The following is a 14,612-nucleotide window of genomic DNA, read 5'->3' on the forward strand; positions in this document are numbered from 1 at the left end:
ATGGGATTGCTATGTGCAATTTTTTATACTTTAAGCTTCTTTGCTTTTTTATATCCTTTAAAAGCTTAACAGAAGGGAGGAGGAGAAAATGGCTGAAAATGTTTTAAGTGTCGGGATTGATATTGGGACTTCGACCACACAGCTTGTATTCTCGCATCTGAAGATTGAGAACACAGCTTCTGCTTTTAATGTCCCGCGCATTGTGATTGTTGATAAGAAGGTTGTATATAAGAGTGACATTATCGATACCCCGCTTTTGGAAGGAAAGCGGATTGATCAATCCCGCATCGAGCAGTTTGTAGCGAGTGAGTATCAAAAAGCAGGTATTGCCAAAGAAAGCATTCAAACGGGCGCTGTCATTATTACTGGAGAGACTGCCAGAAAAGAAAATGCAGAAGAGGTTTTACAGGGCTTGAGCGGATATGCTGGAGATTTTGTTGTTGCAACTGCCGGGCCGGACTTAGAAAGTGTTATTGCAGCGAAAGGAGCCGGACTTCACCGGTATTCCAAAGAGCACGCCGGGAAGCTCGTCAATCTGGATGTTGGCGGCGGAACAAGCAATATGGCCGTGATGCAACGGGGAGAGATAGTAGATACCGGCTGCTTAGATATCGGTGGCAGACTTGTCAAAGTAAATAAGGAAACGAAAGAAATTGAATATATTTCGGAAAAGATCCAGGCCTTAATTAAAGAAAATGGATGGCCCATTTATGTAGGAGGAAAAGCAACAGAAAAATTATTTAAACCGCTGATTGAGCGCATGGTACAACTGCTGGAAGAGAGCGTAGGCATCCGGCCGCAGACGGAGGCCTTTAGCAAAATAGTGACACATAGAGGAATTCAGTACAAAGAGGATATTTCACATATTTCATTTACGGGAGGTGTTGCAGAGGCGGTTTATCAGCCATCTGAAGGTGATGTGTTCAGGTTTGGGGATATTGGCATTTTACTGGGAGCAGCAATCAGTGAATCTGCATTAACGAAGCGCTTAACGCTGGTAGAACCAAAAGAATTAATTCGGGCAACAGTTGTTGGAGCTGGATCACATACGACAGAAATTAGCGGAAGCACCATTCATTATTCTCAAAACCAATTTCCGATTAAAAATATCCCGGTTGTAAAAATTCCTGATAAAGAGATGGCCCAATTTCATTCCATCGCAGCTTATACAGATGAAAACTTAAGCAGATTCCAATTGGAGGAAGAGAAACAGCGTGTGGCAATATCTTTTTCAGGCAGGGAAATATCGAGTTTTAAAAATATCACAAGAGTGGCAGAAGAAATTATAAAGGGTTCCAGAAGTTATCTGAATTTAGGACTTCCGCTCATTGTCATTGTAGAGAAGGATATTGGAAAAGTGCTTGGCCAGACGCTTTATACAATACTTGGAAAAGATATTGAAATCATCTGTATTGATAGTGTTTTTGTAGAAGATGGTGATTATATTGACATTGGACATCCGCTTGCAGAAGGGAGTGTATTGCCGGTAGTGATTAAAACACTCGTATTTAATTAAGCTATTTTGTAAATTTCGAGAGGAGGATATGCATGATTTTAAGTACAGTATTATTTGGAAGAACCTATCAATTTAAATCAATCAACGAAGTAATGGCGAAAGCAAACGAAGAAAAATCAGGGGATGTGATGGCCGGGATTGCAGCAGAATCCGCAGAAGAGCGTGTCGCTGCCAAAGTCGTTTTAGCAAATTTAACATTGGAGGATTTGCGGAACAACCCTGCTATCCCTTATGAGCAGGATGAGGTTACAAGGATTATTCAAGATAGTTTGAATGAGAAAATCTATGATTCTATTAAGCGTTGGACTGTACAGGAGCTCCGTGAGAAAATTCTTGATTATAATACATCAGGAAATGATATCAGGAGAATTTCAAGAGGGCTGACCTCAGAAATGGTGGCAGCAGTAACCAAGCTGATGTCCAATTTAGATTTGATTACAGCAGGAAATAAAATAACTGTTACAGCACATTGTAATACGACAATTGGATTAGAAGGAACCTTATCAGCGAGATTACAGCCAAACCATCCATCTGATAATGAAGACGGAATTGTCGCATCCATTTTAGAAGGTCTTGCATATGGATCTGGCGACGCTGTGGTTGGATTGAATCCGGTCGATGATACGCTTGAAAGTGTGAAGCGGATGTTCCATCGTCTGGAAGAAGTGAAAAATAAGTATGCAATTCCTACTCAGAATAGTGTGCTTGCCCATGTAACAACACAGATGCAGGCTATTCGGGAGGGCGCACCTGCTGATTTAATCTTCCAATCTATTGCCGGCTCTGAAAAAGGAAATACAGCTTTTGGAATAAGCGGCGAACTAATTGCGGAGGCAAGAGAGCTTGCTTTGCGTGAAGGAACAGCAGCCGGACCAAATGTCATGTATTTTGAAACTGGACAGGGTGCTGAACTATCCTCTAACGCCCACCATGGTGTGGATCAGCTCACTTTGGAAGCCAGATGCTATGGGTTTGGCAAAACCTATGAGCCTTTCCTGGTGAATACAGTTGTAGGATTCATTGGACCGGAATATTTATACGATTCTAAGCAGGTTATCCGGGCTGGATTAGAGGACCATTTTATGGGTAAGCTTTCCGGGCTTCCGATGGGCGTGGATGTTTGTTATACCAACCATATGAAAGCAGATCAGGATGATATGGAGATTTTAAGTACACTGCTTGCCCAGGCTGGAGTTAATTTCTTAATCACTGCTCCTCATGGCGATGATGTCATGTTGAATTATCAAAGTCTTGGCTATCATGAAATTCAGACATTGCGGGAATTGCTGCAGCTGAAACCAATTAAGGAATTTGAAGAGTGGCTTCGAAAAATGGATGTTATTGATTTATCTGGCAGATTAACGAAGCAGGCAGGAGATGCATCATTATTCTTAGTGTAAGGAGGAGAAAGGATGGTTACAGATACACAATTAAAAACGCTGATTGAAAAGATTGTCCTGGAAATGGCGGGAGAAAGCAAAGCTTCTGAGGAGCATACACCAAAATTAAAGCAAACCGATAGTACAAATCATGCTGTCAGTGAGGAAGTGCTGCCTGATATATCAGAAATACTGATTAAGAAAGAACTTCTTGTACCGAATCCGGCAGATGAAGAAGGATATTTGGATATGAAGGATAAAACGCCTGCACGATTGGGAGTATGGCGGAGCGGCGCACGCTATATGACCTCCAGCGCATTAAGATTTAAAGCAGATCACGCTGCTGCTCAGGATGCTGTGTTCTCTTATGTCAGTGAGGATTTTGTCAAAGAAAATAATCTATTTCCTGTTGCAACTGTCTGTCAGGATAAGGATGAGTACGTAACCCGGCCTGATTTAGGAAGGCAATTCTCTGATGAGGAGAAAGAAAAAATAAAAGCGCATTGCGGTAACCCTAAAGTACAAATTGTTGTAGGAGACGGCTTGAGCTCGGCTTCCATCGAAGCAAATCTGGAAAATACTTTGCCGGCTATTAAGCAAGGCCTGAAGCTGCATGGTATTGACGCCACGAATGATTTGTTTATAAAGCATTGCCGTGTGCCGGCGATGGATGTCATTGGTGAGCTAACAGGAGCTGACGTAGTCTGTCTGCTTGTCGGTGAGCGTCCTGGTCTGGTTACAGCAGAATCAATGAGTGCTTACATCGCATATAAACCGACTGTCGACATGCCGGAAGCAAGACGTACTGTTATATCGAATATTCACGAGGGGGGTACGCCTCCAGTTGAAGCGGGAGCACATATCGCGGAATTAATTAAGAAAATGATTGATAAGAAAGCTTCAGGTCTTGATTTAAATAAGGTTTAAGGGAGTTTCAAAAAAAGTAAATATGCTGCTCGACGATAAAGCTAAGAAATGGAGGGTTTACTATGAAGGATGATGCGCTTTATGCACAGGTCCTCGGTGTGAAGCTGATTTCAAATGTGGATGCGCATTTAGCAGATGAATTAAAACTACTGCCCAACCAGCGGAGCATCGGGATTCTGACAGGAGATATTGATGATGTTGTCTACACAGCATTAGATGAAGCAACAAAGAAAGCAGATGTAGAGGTTGTTTATGCAGAATCAATGTATGCCGGTGCGGACAATGCAACCACAAAATTAACCGGAGAGGTTATTGGTATTCTGGCAGGCTATAATCCGGAAGAAGTAAGAAGCGGATTAGATGCAGCAATTTCCTATATTGAGAATGATGCCTATTTTGTCAGCGCCAATGAGGATGATTCTATTCCTTATTTTGCGCACTTAGTATCACGAACTGGAACATTTCTTTCCAAACAGGCAAATATAACAGAAGGGGAAGCAATTGCTTATTTAATTGCTCCGCCATTAGAAGCTATTTATGCGTTAGATATGGCGTTGAAGTCAGCGGATGTGAGGCTGGCTGCATTCTTTGGCCCGCCGTCTGAAACAAACTTTGGAGGCGCCTTACTAACTGGAAGTCAATCAGCCTGTCATGCTGCCTGTGAAGCATTTGCACGCGCAGTAAATGATGTGGCAGATAATCCAAAAGGATATTAGGTGAGATAAATGGAAGCATTAGGATTAATTGAAACGAGAGGATTATTGAGCTCTATTGTAGCAGCAGACGCAGCGGTAAAGGCGGCAAATGTGAAGCTCCTGGATGCAGAAATTATCAAGGGCGGGCTTGTTACAGTCCAGCTGCTTGGAGATGTTGCGGCTGTTCAGGCGGCAGTGGAAGCTGGTGAAAATGCAATTACATCACTTCAAACATTGATTTCCGTCCATGTTATTCCGAGAATGCATCATGAAACCAGCGCTTTGCTAAAAAAGCTTCCATTACAGGAAGCGGCTCCTGCCAAGCTGGAAGTTGAGATACAGCCCAGCCCTAAAACTGAAAACAAACCAGGTATAGATACAAAACCTGATTATTCCGCCCCAGGATGGAAACTGGAAAATCTGGAAAAAATGACGGTGCTTCAATTAAGACAGCTGGCCAGAGCAAATGATATCACCCTGCTGGATCAAGCAAAAAATATAAAATATGCAAGAAAGAGTGAATTAGTCCAGGCAATACTTGCAAAAGACAGTAATGAAAAGAAAGAAAAATAGGTTAATTACTTAAAGGAGGAATTTATAATGCAAAATGCAAATGCGTTAGGAATGGTAGAAACAAAAGGATTAGTCGGGGCTATTGAAGCAGCTGATGCAATGGTAAAGGCAGCAAATGTTACGTTAGTTGGCAAAGAACAGATTGGTGCAGGGCTGGTAACTGTACTTGTCAGAGGAGATGTGGGAGCAGTAAAAGCAGCAACAGATGCTGGAGCAGCAGCTGCTGACCGTGTAGGGGAGTTATTATCCGTCCATGTTATTCCACGTCCGCATACTGAGGTTAGTGCAATCCTTCCGAAACAATTTGATGAAGCTTAAAATCTGGAAGTAGCGGAGCTTTAGAATTGAGGTGATTGATTTGGACGAGCTACTTGTAAAAACGATCGAAGAAGCAGTAAAGAAGGAAATGCTGAACCAGTCTTTAGTTGAAATAGAAGCCTCTGGCAGGCATGTACATTTAAGCAGAGAAGCTGTCGATTATTTATTTGGTGCAGACTATCAATTAACAAAGGCTAAAGAATTATCACAGCCGGGTCAGTACGCATGTAAGGAAAGAATTACAATCAAAGGACCTAAGGGAAATCTTGAAAATGTAGTGATTTTAGGACCTGAAAGAAGCTCCTCCCAGGTTGAAGTGTCTAAAACAGATGCAGTTGTTTTAGGAGGGAATATCCCGGTGAGAGAAAGCGGGGATATTGACGGAACACCAGGGGTAACACTTGTCTATGGAGATAAGGAATTGCAGCTGGATAAAGGGCTTATCGTCGCTAAACGGCATATTCATGTAGCTTTGCATGATGCTGCGAAACTCCAGGTAGAGCATAAAGAAATCGTACAGGTAAAGGTGTTTGGGGAACGGTCACTTATATTTGATGATGTTGTTATACGTGTTCATCCCAACTATCAGACTTATATGCATATTGATTTTGATGAAGCAAATTCCTGTGGGTTCCAGCAGGGAGCACTCGGCAAGATTATTAAAAAGAATGCGGAGGAAGCATCTTCAAATATAGAAAAGGCTGATAAACCTCTAGAAAGCTGTCATGCACCTGGAAATGACACGGGATTTATAGAGAAGCGGGTCATTACAGAAAGAGATTTACAAAAGCTGCTGATGCAGAAAAAGAAGAAGGTTCTGATTCCGCAAAATAGTATTACTACGCCGCTGGCTATGGATTACGCAAAAAAGCATAAATTAGAAATTCAACGATGTGAGGAGAATGAGGAATGATCATCGGCGATGTGATGGGCTCTGTATGGGCAACACGAAAAGATGAAAAACTGAACGGTCTGAAGCTGTTAATTGTCAAACCGACGTATAATGATGATTTATCCTCTACCTTTGTTGCTGCGGATTTAGCGGGTGCCGGTGTTGGAGATATCGTATTAGTAACGAGAGGAAGCAGTGCAAGGTCTGCTTTTGGAAAAGAAAGACTGCCCATTGATTCCGTAATTGTCGGCGTGGTTGACTCGATTGATATGGTTCAAAAAGAATAGAAAATCACATGAGTTGAGGAGGAAGAGGTATGGGCATAAATGAGATTGTAATTTATATTATGGTCATTTTCATGGTAGTCGGTGCCATAGATAAGATATTTAAAAATAAACTCGGACTCGGAGATAAATTTGATGAGGGTATTATGGCAATGGGTGCCTTGGCACTTGCGATGGTCGGTATTATTGTCATGGCTCCTGTCCTGGCAAATGTGCTGAGCCCTGTTATTGTTCCAATTTATACGGCACTTGGTGCAGATCCTGCTATGTTTGCCGGAAGTTTATTAGCTATTGATATGGGAGGCCTGCAGTTGGCTCAAGAGCTGGGACAGAGTCAGGATGCAGCTATGTTCTCTGGTATTATTCTTGGAGCAATGATGGGGGCGACAATTGTATTCTCTATCCCTGTATCCTTAGGAATTATTAAAAAGGAAGATCAGCGCTATCTTGCTACCGGTATGCTGGCAGGCTTTATTGCAATTCCTTTTGGAGCAATTGTTGGTGGATTAGTAGCAGGGTATTCCTTTTCCATGGTTATTATGAATTTAATTCCTATCTTTATCCTGGCAGCCCTCGTTATTTTGGGACTTTGGAAAATACCAAATCAGATGATTAAAGGCTTTACGATTTTTGGCTATGGCGTGGTAGTAGTTGCAACAGCAGGCTTGGCAATCGGTATTATTGATGTTCTGACAGGTATTACCGTTATACCTGGAATTGCTCCTTTAGGAGAAGGGATAGAGGTAGTCGGAAGTATTGCGATTGTGCTTGCCGGAGCCTTTGTTATGGTAGAAGTGATCACCCGTGTATTTAAGAAACCACTGATGAACATGGGGAAAATGCTTGGTATGAATGATGTTGCTGCAGCTGGTATGGTTGCAACACTGGCTAATAATATTGCCATGTTTAATTTGATGAAGGATATGGATAATCGTGGAAAAGTAATTAACGTAGCATTCTCTGTACCAGCAGCCTTCGTACTCGGAGACCATCTGGGATTTGCTGCAGGAGTAGCACGTGAAATGATTTTTCCAATGATTATTGGAAAGTTCGCCGGAGGAATTATCGCAATTGTAATCGCAATTGTGATTGCAAATGCTATTTTAGGAAAAAGTGAAGAGAAAGAAACCAAGCTTACAAAAGCTACCTGAGAAATATGAAAAGCAGCTTTCCTATTCCGGGAAATGTAAAAATGGGAAGGAAAGAAGGAGTGCATATGGAAGAGAAAAAAAGGTTTATTCAAGAATTTGTACCTGGAAAACAAGTAACTCTGAGCCATTTAATAGCTAATCCTGTTGAGGATATGTTCGATAAATTAGGCGTGCAGCAGGCTGGAGCATTAGGGATACTAACGCTGACACCAAGCGAGACAGTTATTATAGCCGGCGATCGTGCCACGAAAGCTGCAAACGTGGATATCGGCTTTCTTGACCGGTTCACAGGGAGTTTGGTGATTGTAGGCAGTGTTTCCGAGGTGGAGACAGCACTGCATGATGTAAATCAATTTTTGGCAGATATTTTAAGCTACACACCTGCAGAAATTACTAAATCTTAAAAAGGGAGGGGGTAAATGCCATTGAAAAATCGAGCCATGATTCTTGGCGGAATAGATGCTGGAAAGACGACGTTAAAGGAAGTGCTTTTTGGTAGAGAGAGACATCCGAAAAAAATAAAAACACAGTCTTTGATTTATGAGGATTGGATTGTAGATACTCCCGGGGAATATACAGAAAACCCCTTGCATTACCGGAGTATTATGGCAACCTCCCTTGAGATTACACATGTGTTATTTGTGCAGGATGCAACCAATGAAAAAACAATTTTTGCACCCGGGTTCAGTCTAGGAATTAATAAACTGCCGATCGGTGTTGTTACAAAAGCAGATGCAAGTGAAGCAAATATAGAACAAGCAATCAGCTTATTAAAAAAGGCAATTGTCAAAGGGCCGATTGTTATCACATCTGCCTATACAGGGGAAGGTATAGATATCATTCCTGCTCTTGTCAGATGTCAGTCATTGGACGAAATGAAAGCATATGCTGCCAGCCATCAATCTGAGAATCTTATCTTCCATGAAAATGCTAAAGTCCGGAGACAGCAGAGCAGGAAGGAGGAATGAGATGGATAGAGAGCTTGTAGAAAGAGTAACGAAAGTGGTAATCACCGTTTTAGAAGAAATGAAGGAAGTGGATGTCAGCAAGAATACAACTATTAAAATATGGCCTCATGAAAGTCCGCTTCCAGATCCTGTTGAACAGCAGGCTGAGGTGGTGGATCAAAAGATAGGTGAGGTAATTACTCTCAAACCATATACAAAAGGAAATTAGGCAGGGAAGGAGTGTTACTGTTGACACTAGATAAGGATTTATCCTCTATTCAAGAAATGCGGGATGCAGTAAAGAAGGCCAAAAAAGCACAGCAGGAATTTATGCAATTCTCGCAGTGGAAAATTGATTCCATTGTAAAAGCAATCGCTGCAGCAGCCTTCAACCAATCAAAAGAATTAGCACGAATGGCTGTAGAAGAAACAGGAATGGGTGTTGTAGAGCATAAACTTATAAAAAACCAAGTAGGTTCAAGAGATGTCTATGAATCTATTAAAGATGAGAAAACCATCGGGGTTATTCATGAAGATACAGAAAATAAAGTAACAGAAATTGCTTATCCATATGGTGTGATAGCTGCCATTATCCCGACAACCAATCCTACTTCTACAGCAATGTTTAAAACAATAGCAGCTCTGAAGTCAGGAAACGCAATTGTAGTCAGCCCACATCCGCGAGCTAAAAAATGCACCGTAGAAACATTGAAAATCTGCATGGAGGCTGCGCTGGAAGAAGGGGCACCAGAAGGATTAATTGGCTGGATTTCGGAGCCCAGTATGGAAGCAACCAATCAATTAATGACTCACCCAGACGTGAATTTAATTCTTTCCACCGGCGGGGGCGGCCTTGTTAAAGCGGCCTATAGTTCAGGAAAACCTGCGTATGGAGTAGGGCCTGGAAACGTACCGGTGTATATTGAAAAATCAGCAGATGTTGAGAAAAGTGTAAAAATGATTGTTGATAGTAAAACCTTTGATAACGGTACAATTTGCGCTACAGAGCAAGCGATTGTTGTAGATAAGGCTATTCAAGAACAAGTGAAAAGAGAGCTCGAAAAAAACGGTTCTTACTTTTGTAACCCAGAAGTGAAAAAGAAAATGGAAGAAATTATATCGATTGGACCTGGTAAGGTCAATCCGGATATTGTCGGGAAGTCAGCTCTGAAAATTGCAGAATTAGCAGGTATAAACGTTCCAAGTAATACCAGACTTTTAATAGCAGAAGAAGATCAGGTAGGCAAGCATATTCCTTTTTCTTTGGAAAAGCTTGCTCCTGTATTTGCATTATATACAGCAGAAAATTCTAATGAAGCAAAAGAAAGATGCTTAGAACTGCTGAATTTAGGGGGGAGAGGTCATTCCTTCTCTATTCATACCAAGGATGATCATCTGGTCCGTGAGTTTGGAAAGGCGATGCCAGTCTCCAGGGTGCTGGTAAACACACTGTCGTCCATAGGAGCAGTAGGAGCAACAACCGCACTAGCCCCGTCTCTAACTTTGGGATGTGGTGCATATGGCGGAAATATTAGCTCGGATAATATTACTGCACGTCATCTTTATAATGTAAAAAGAATTGCTTATGGTCTGAGGGAAGCAGATATTCCACAGCCTGGGGAAAGTAAATCAGAAGCAGTATCAAGTAAACAAGTAGAGCACTTAATGAAGGAAGCAGTTGAAAAATCAGGTGCAGCAAGTGAAGAAATTGATAAAGTGAAAATAGAGGAGCTTGTGAGGCAGGTTTTAAAGGAATATCAAAATCAATAATATTTTAAGGAGGTTCAAAAAGTCCAATAAAAATGACACGGCGATGAGAGGATCTTCTACTAAGAACGCCCACGTCGTGTGGGCAACGTAGAAGCCACCGCATCCTGCGGAAGTACGTTGACGAGCTTTTTACGATACTCACGTATTATAAAGTATAGAGGAACTTCTGTTAAAGTCGTCCACGTCCTGTGGACAACACAGAAGTCATCACATCCTGTGAAAGTCCGTTCGTAAAAAGCTAGTCGCCTTGAACTTCTTGGTCCTATTTATCGGCCTTTTTGAACACATATTTTAAGGAGGAATTTAAAATGGGTAAAGTAAATGGAGCTTTAGGAATGGTGGAAACAAAAGGATTAGTAGGGGCAATTGAAGCGGCGGACGCAATGGTAAAGGCAGCAAATGTACATTTAATCGGGAAAGAACAAATTGGCGCGGGCTTAGTAACTGTACTTGTCAGCGGAGATGTAGGAGCTGTAAAAGCAGCTACAGATGCAGGGAGCGAAGCAGCAAGCAGAGTTGGAGAATTATTATCTGTTCATGTAATCCCTCGTCCGCATAACGAGTTATCTGATATTCTTCCAGATTAATAGAGAAAATAGGTGCTCTTATTTTGGAGCACCTCCCTCTTTTTATTAGAAATAATGGATACAAGCAACAAAGGAGTGATTTACATTGACATTTAAACGACGTAAATTTGCAGTGATCGGAGCTGGGTTTACTGGAGCAACAACCGCTTTTTTACTTGCTCAAAAGGAGCTGGGGGATGTTGTTTTAGTAGATATTCCTGATCAGGAGAATCCGACAAAAGGAAAAGCTCTGGATATGCTGGAATCCGGACCTGTAGAAAAGTTTAATGGGAAAGTAACCGGTACATCAGATTATGAAGAAATTAAAGATGCAGACATGGTGATTATTACTGCAGGAATTGCAAGAAAACCAGGGATGAGCCGGGATGATCTTGTTGCAATCAATGCAGATATTATGATGGATATCTCAAAGAAAATTGGTCGTTATGCACCAGAAAGCTACATTCTTGTTTTAAGCAATCCAGTTGATGCCATGACCTACACTTGCTTTAAAACAACCGGTTTTCCAAAGAATCGGGTAATCGGTCAATCTGGAGTTTTAGATACCGCACGTTTTAATACATTCGTTGCAGAAGCGCTGGAACTTTCTGTGGAGGATGTGACCGGATTTGTACTTGGCGGCCATGGAGATAGCATGGTCCCTTTAATCCGCTACTCTAATGTAGGAGGTATACCAATCAGTAATCTGCTTCCGAATGACAAGCTGGAGGCAATTGTAGAGCGGACGAGAAAAGGGGGAGGAGAAATTGTAAATCTTCTTGGTAATGGCAGCGCCTATTACGCCCCTGCTGCATCCCTTGTTGAAATGGCAGAAGCGATTGTTAAGGATAAAAAACGTATATTGCCGTCGATTGCTTACCTGGAAGGAGAGTACGGCTACCATGATATTTATTTAGGGGTACCGACAGTTCTAGGAGGAAAGGGAATTGAAAGTGTTATTGAATTACCTTTAACAGAAGAAGAAAAGCAGCAGTTAAATCAATCAGCGGATGATGTGAAGAAGGTTATTTCTTCTCTGCCAATAGATAAATAAAATGAGGCCGGAAAAACTCTCCGGCCTCATTTTTATTTTGTTGCTGTTTCTTCTGTTGATTCAAATGAAATCTTTTGATTTTTACCTGCAATTGTCCCAAGGAAGGCAATACATAAGGCTACAGCCATTAAAATAATAAATGGAACGGTCCAGCCTCCTGTCATTTCTGAGATTGTTCCAAGAAAAAGGGGACCGGTAGAAGCAACGATATACCCAATCGATTGAGCCATGCTGGATAACTGTGCTGATTCTATAACCGTATTGGTACGGAGAACAAAAAACATCATCGCTAAACTGAATGCAGTTCCTGCCCCGACACCAGTTAAGATAAGAAAGACAATAATCAAATGCGATGAAGTGAAAGCAACCCCCAGCAGACCGAAGAAAAATAATAATCCTGCGCTACAGCCGATCAGACGCTGGCTTTTCATTCTTCCGGCAAGAATTGGAGCGATAAATGTTGTCGGAATAAGCCCGAGTTGATAAATGGCAATTAACCATCCGGCTTCACTTTCATCAAATCCTTTTGTGATTAAAATATCAGGAAGCCAAGTAAATAAACTGTAGGGTATAAGTGATTGCAGCCCCATAAAAAATGTAACAGCCCAGGCAATTTTTGATTTGAAGATAGCTCTGGATGGCTGGCTTTTTACATTCATAAACACTTTTTTTCCGCCTGAACGCGTAACTGGAAGTCGCAGTAATAAAACAATGACAGCTGCTAAAGAGATTATGCTCCAAATTTGCATAGCATTCCGCCAATCGAACGCATCTATGGAAGCAATCGGTACGGAAATACCGGAGGCAATCGCGCCGAATAAATTCATCGAGACAGAGTAAAGCCCTGTCATCAGCCCAATCCGATAAGGAAAGGTTGATTTAATTAATCCCGGCATCAGGATATTACCGACAGCAATAGCCATTCCAGTCAGGAGTGTACCGAATAATAACAGCTCTATTCCTCCGCTCGCCCGGATAAATACACCAATAGACAGAAAAACCATAGCAACCAGCAGAGTAAATTCCATTCCAAATTTGCTGGATAGTCTCGGTACAAACGGAGAGAATAAGCCGAAAGCAAGCAATGGAAGTGTGTTGACTAATCCAATCATAGCGTTTGAGGCTTCTAATTCTCCCCGAAAAAAAGGAATAAGCGGCCCGACAGATGAAATTGGAGAACGGAGTGTTGCTGCAATAAGTAAAATAGCTAAAAGTAATAGAACGATATAATATCTATTTAAAAAATCTTTCTTTGAGAAGTACATAAAAACAATTCCTTTACAACGTATTTTTAAATACACAAGAAATCATTCTATCAAAGAAGACATGGGAATGTAAAGCTATTTTTAATATCAAAGTAAATCAAGCAGTTCTAATGCGGGATTTAAATTTGATAGTTTTAAGTAAACTGTTTTTTCATTTTTCTTATATAAACAATTTGTCCAATATGATAGGCATTATGTGTTGCTGCATTACTGATTAAATTCCACCATTCAGCTTCTACGGGAAATCCGGGAACGATGGAGTCCAACTTTTGATTACTATTAATAAGCTTTTGCCAATTTAAAATGGTGTTTAATAAGTCGTTTTTTAAATCAGAAAATGACTGTCCACTAGAGACTTGGAAGGTATCTGCGTTATCTTCTATTGCTTTAACAGCTTGAACATCAGATTGTTCATATCTGGTTTGCCATACTCTATTCCAATAAATGAGGTGGTATGTAATTTCGGCAATACAGTGGCTGTCTTTATCAGGTTTCCAAAATGCTTCTTTCTCTGTAACTCCTTCAACAGCCTGCTCAAAAGAAAGATACCAGCTTTGGTCATTCGCATTTGCTAACAACTGGTCCAGTAAAACACTTTTAGCATGAGTCATTGATATCAAATCCCTTCGTTTGTATTAAATAACATTTCTATATATACATTCAAAGCCTTTAAATCTGACACTATATTTTATACAAAGTAATAGATAAAGATAAATAAAATTCCACATAAAAAATTTAGAAATATTTGTTATAATTATATATTAACTTAGAATGACTTAATAATAAATGTGTGTTACTTATGATGTTGAATTGAATGAAACCATTTTAAATAAGGAGTGAAAAAATGCTGAGAGAAGCGAACAGAGAAGATATAGATCATGTTGCCTGTTTAGCAAAAATGTTATGGTCAAAAAATGAGCTCGGCACATTAAAAGAGGAATTCAAGAGTTATTTAGACGATAAACATGCATGTATTTTGTTAGCTATTGATAAGGAGAAGGCTATCGGGTTCGCGCAATGTCAGCTGAGATTTGATTATGTCGAAGGAACAAAAACATCACCAGTCGGCTATTTAGAAGGAATTTTCGTCAAGGAATCACATAGAAATAATGGATATGCAAGAGAATTAGTAAAGGCTTGTGAGCGCTGGGCAGAAGAGCAGGGCTGCATTGAATTTGCAAGTGATTGTTCCATAGATAATGAAGAAAGCCTCGCCATGCACCTCCGTCTTGGTTTTATGGAAGCCGGGAGAATAATTTGTTTTAAGAAATCATT

The 14,612-nt window shown here is 40.9% G+C and carries 17 protein-coding genes and 1 pseudogene; 16 read left to right on the forward strand and 2 right to left on the reverse strand.

Translation table 11 applies throughout. The annotated features are described in order from the left end of the window. Positions 1-88: 88 nt before the first annotated feature. The 15 genes and pseudogenes from eutA to mdh all read left to right on the forward strand — a co-directional run bounded on the left by eutA (position 89) and on the right by mdh (position 12,072). A complete protein-coding gene (eutA, locus tag OSO01_RS05245) occupies positions 89-1,516 on the forward strand; it encodes an ethanolamine ammonia-lyase reactivating factor EutA (RefSeq protein WP_147209355.1) in 1,428 nt (475 codons plus the stop codon). A 32-nt stretch (positions 1,517-1,548) separates the two neighbouring features. After that, the gene (locus OSO01_RS05250; RefSeq protein WP_147209357.1) at positions 1,549-2,916 is read left to right on the forward strand and encodes an ethanolamine ammonia-lyase subunit EutB; all 1,368 of its coding nucleotides are present in this window, start codon (positions 1,549-1,551) and stop codon (positions 2,914-2,916) included. A 12-nt stretch (positions 2,917-2,928) separates the two neighbouring features. Next, complete coding sequence (gene eutC, locus OSO01_RS05255) at positions 2,929-3,822, forward strand: ethanolamine ammonia-lyase subunit EutC (protein WP_147209358.1); 894 nt, start codon at positions 2,929-2,931, stop codon at positions 3,820-3,822. Between the two features lie 62 nt (positions 3,823-3,884). Then, a complete protein-coding gene (gene eutL / locus OSO01_RS05260; RefSeq protein ID WP_077604704.1) occupies positions 3,885-4,538 on the forward strand; it encodes an ethanolamine utilization microcompartment protein EutL in 654 nt (217 codons plus the stop codon). Between the two features lie 9 nt (positions 4,539-4,547). Then, positions 4,548-5,090: a BMC domain-containing protein gene (locus tag OSO01_RS23905; RefSeq protein ID WP_147209360.1), complete on the forward strand. Its 543-nt coding sequence runs from the start codon at positions 4,548-4,550 to the stop codon at positions 5,088-5,090. Between the two features lie 27 nt (positions 5,091-5,117). Then, positions 5,118-5,408 (forward strand): propanediol utilization microcompartment protein PduA, encoded by a 291-nt coding sequence (gene pduA / locus OSO01_RS05270; RefSeq protein ID WP_077604702.1) that lies wholly within the window; start codon positions 5,118-5,120, stop codon positions 5,406-5,408. A 40-nt stretch (positions 5,409-5,448) separates the two neighbouring features. Further along, positions 5,449-6,075 (forward strand): annotated as a pseudogene (gene eutD / locus OSO01_RS05275) (ethanolamine utilization phosphate acetyltransferase EutD); the annotation flags it as partial. 242 nt (positions 6,076-6,317) lie between these two features. After that, positions 6,318-6,587 (forward strand): EutN/CcmL family microcompartment protein, encoded by a 270-nt coding sequence (locus OSO01_RS05280; RefSeq protein ID WP_147209362.1) that lies wholly within the window; start codon positions 6,318-6,320, stop codon positions 6,585-6,587. Positions 6,588-6,616: 29 nt separating this feature from the next. After that, positions 6,617-7,735 carry an ethanolamine utilization protein EutH gene (eutH, locus tag OSO01_RS05285; RefSeq protein WP_147209364.1) on the forward strand — a complete coding sequence of 373 codons (1,119 nt, stop codon included), beginning with the start codon at positions 6,617-6,619 and terminating at the stop codon, positions 7,733-7,735. Between the two features lie 65 nt (positions 7,736-7,800). Further along, entirely contained in the window at positions 7,801-8,139 is a 339-nt protein-coding gene (gene eutS / locus OSO01_RS05290) for an ethanolamine utilization microcompartment protein EutS (RefSeq protein ID WP_077605184.1), read from the forward strand. Positions 8,140-8,154: 15 nt separating this feature from the next. Further along, positions 8,155-8,703 (forward strand): EutP/PduV family microcompartment system protein, encoded by a 549-nt coding sequence (locus OSO01_RS05295; RefSeq protein ID WP_147209366.1) that lies wholly within the window; start codon positions 8,155-8,157, stop codon positions 8,701-8,703. 1 nt (position 8,704) lies between these two features. Then, the gene (locus OSO01_RS05300; protein ID WP_147209368.1) at positions 8,705-8,911 is read left to right on the forward strand and encodes a hypothetical protein; all 207 of its coding nucleotides are present in this window, start codon (positions 8,705-8,707) and stop codon (positions 8,909-8,911) included. A 20-nt stretch (positions 8,912-8,931) separates the two neighbouring features. Further along, positions 8,932-10,452, forward strand: a complete 1,521-nt coding sequence (locus OSO01_RS05305) for an acetaldehyde dehydrogenase (acetylating) (protein WP_147209370.1) — start codon at positions 8,932-8,934, stop codon at positions 10,450-10,452. 308 nt (positions 10,453-10,760) lie between these two features. Beyond that, positions 10,761-11,039 carry a BMC domain-containing protein gene (locus tag OSO01_RS05310; protein WP_077604696.1) on the forward strand — a complete coding sequence of 93 codons (279 nt, stop codon included), beginning with the start codon at positions 10,761-10,763 and terminating at the stop codon, positions 11,037-11,039. 85 nt (positions 11,040-11,124) lie between these two features. Beyond that, complete coding sequence (mdh, locus tag OSO01_RS05315; RefSeq protein ID WP_147209372.1) at positions 11,125-12,072, forward strand: malate dehydrogenase; 948 nt, start codon at positions 11,125-11,127, stop codon at positions 12,070-12,072. 32 nt (positions 12,073-12,104) lie between these two features. Here mdh and OSO01_RS05320 read toward each other — a convergent pair whose 3' ends face one another. Both OSO01_RS05320 and OSO01_RS05325 read right to left on the reverse strand, forming a co-directional pair. Beyond that, positions 12,105-13,337: a CynX/NimT family MFS transporter gene (locus tag OSO01_RS05320; protein WP_147209374.1), complete on the reverse strand. Its 1,233-nt coding sequence runs from the start codon at positions 13,335-13,337 to the stop codon at positions 12,105-12,107. Between the two features lie 134 nt (positions 13,338-13,471). Then, a complete protein-coding gene (locus OSO01_RS05325) occupies positions 13,472-13,948 on the reverse strand; it encodes a DinB family protein (protein ID WP_147209376.1) in 477 nt (158 codons plus the stop codon). 233 nt (positions 13,949-14,181) lie between these two features. Between OSO01_RS05325 and aac(6') the strand changes: the two genes are divergently transcribed. After that, positions 14,182-14,612: aminoglycoside 6'-N-acetyltransferase (aac(6'), locus tag OSO01_RS05330; RefSeq protein ID WP_147209378.1), on the forward strand; the 431-nt coding region annotated here is incomplete at its 3' end.

Origin of the sequence: Oceanobacillus sojae, from assembly GCF_007991515.1 — a bacterium.
GTDB classification, from domain to species: Bacteria; Bacillota; Bacilli; order Bacillales; family Amphibacillaceae; genus Oceanobacillus; species Oceanobacillus sojae.

Coding starts and splice junctions, on each gene's coding strand:
- eutA (WP_147209355.1), top strand. CDS start 89: ATGGCTGAAAATGTTTTAAGTGTCGGGATTGATATTGGGACTTCGACC.
- OSO01_RS05250 (WP_147209357.1), top strand. CDS start 1,549: ATGATTTTAAGTACAGTATTATTTGGAAGAACCTATCAATTTAAATCA.
- eutC (WP_147209358.1), top strand. CDS start 2,929: ATGGTTACAGATACACAATTAAAAACGCTGATTGAAAAGATTGTCCTG.
- eutL (WP_077604704.1), top strand. CDS start 3,885: ATGAAGGATGATGCGCTTTATGCACAGGTCCTCGGTGTGAAGCTGATT.
- OSO01_RS23905 (WP_147209360.1), top strand. CDS start 4,548: ATGGAAGCATTAGGATTAATTGAAACGAGAGGATTATTGAGCTCTATT.
- pduA (WP_077604702.1), top strand. CDS start 5,118: ATGCAAAATGCAAATGCGTTAGGAATGGTAGAAACAAAAGGATTAGTC.
- OSO01_RS05280 (WP_147209362.1), top strand. CDS start 6,318: ATGATCATCGGCGATGTGATGGGCTCTGTATGGGCAACACGAAAAGAT.
- eutH (WP_147209364.1), top strand. CDS start 6,617: ATGGGCATAAATGAGATTGTAATTTATATTATGGTCATTTTCATGGTA.
- eutS (WP_077605184.1), top strand. CDS start 7,801: ATGGAAGAGAAAAAAAGGTTTATTCAAGAATTTGTACCTGGAAAACAA.
- OSO01_RS05295 (WP_147209366.1), top strand. CDS start 8,155: ATGCCATTGAAAAATCGAGCCATGATTCTTGGCGGAATAGATGCTGGA.
- OSO01_RS05300 (WP_147209368.1), top strand. CDS start 8,705: ATGGATAGAGAGCTTGTAGAAAGAGTAACGAAAGTGGTAATCACCGTT.
- OSO01_RS05310 (WP_077604696.1), top strand. CDS start 10,761: ATGGGTAAAGTAAATGGAGCTTTAGGAATGGTGGAAACAAAAGGATTA.
- OSO01_RS05320 (WP_147209374.1), bottom strand. CDS start 13,337: ATGTACTTCTCAAAGAAAGATTTTTTAAATAGATATTATATCGTTCTA.
- OSO01_RS05325 (WP_147209376.1), bottom strand. CDS start 13,948: ATGACTCATGCTAAAAGTGTTTTACTGGACCAGTTGTTAGCAAATGCG.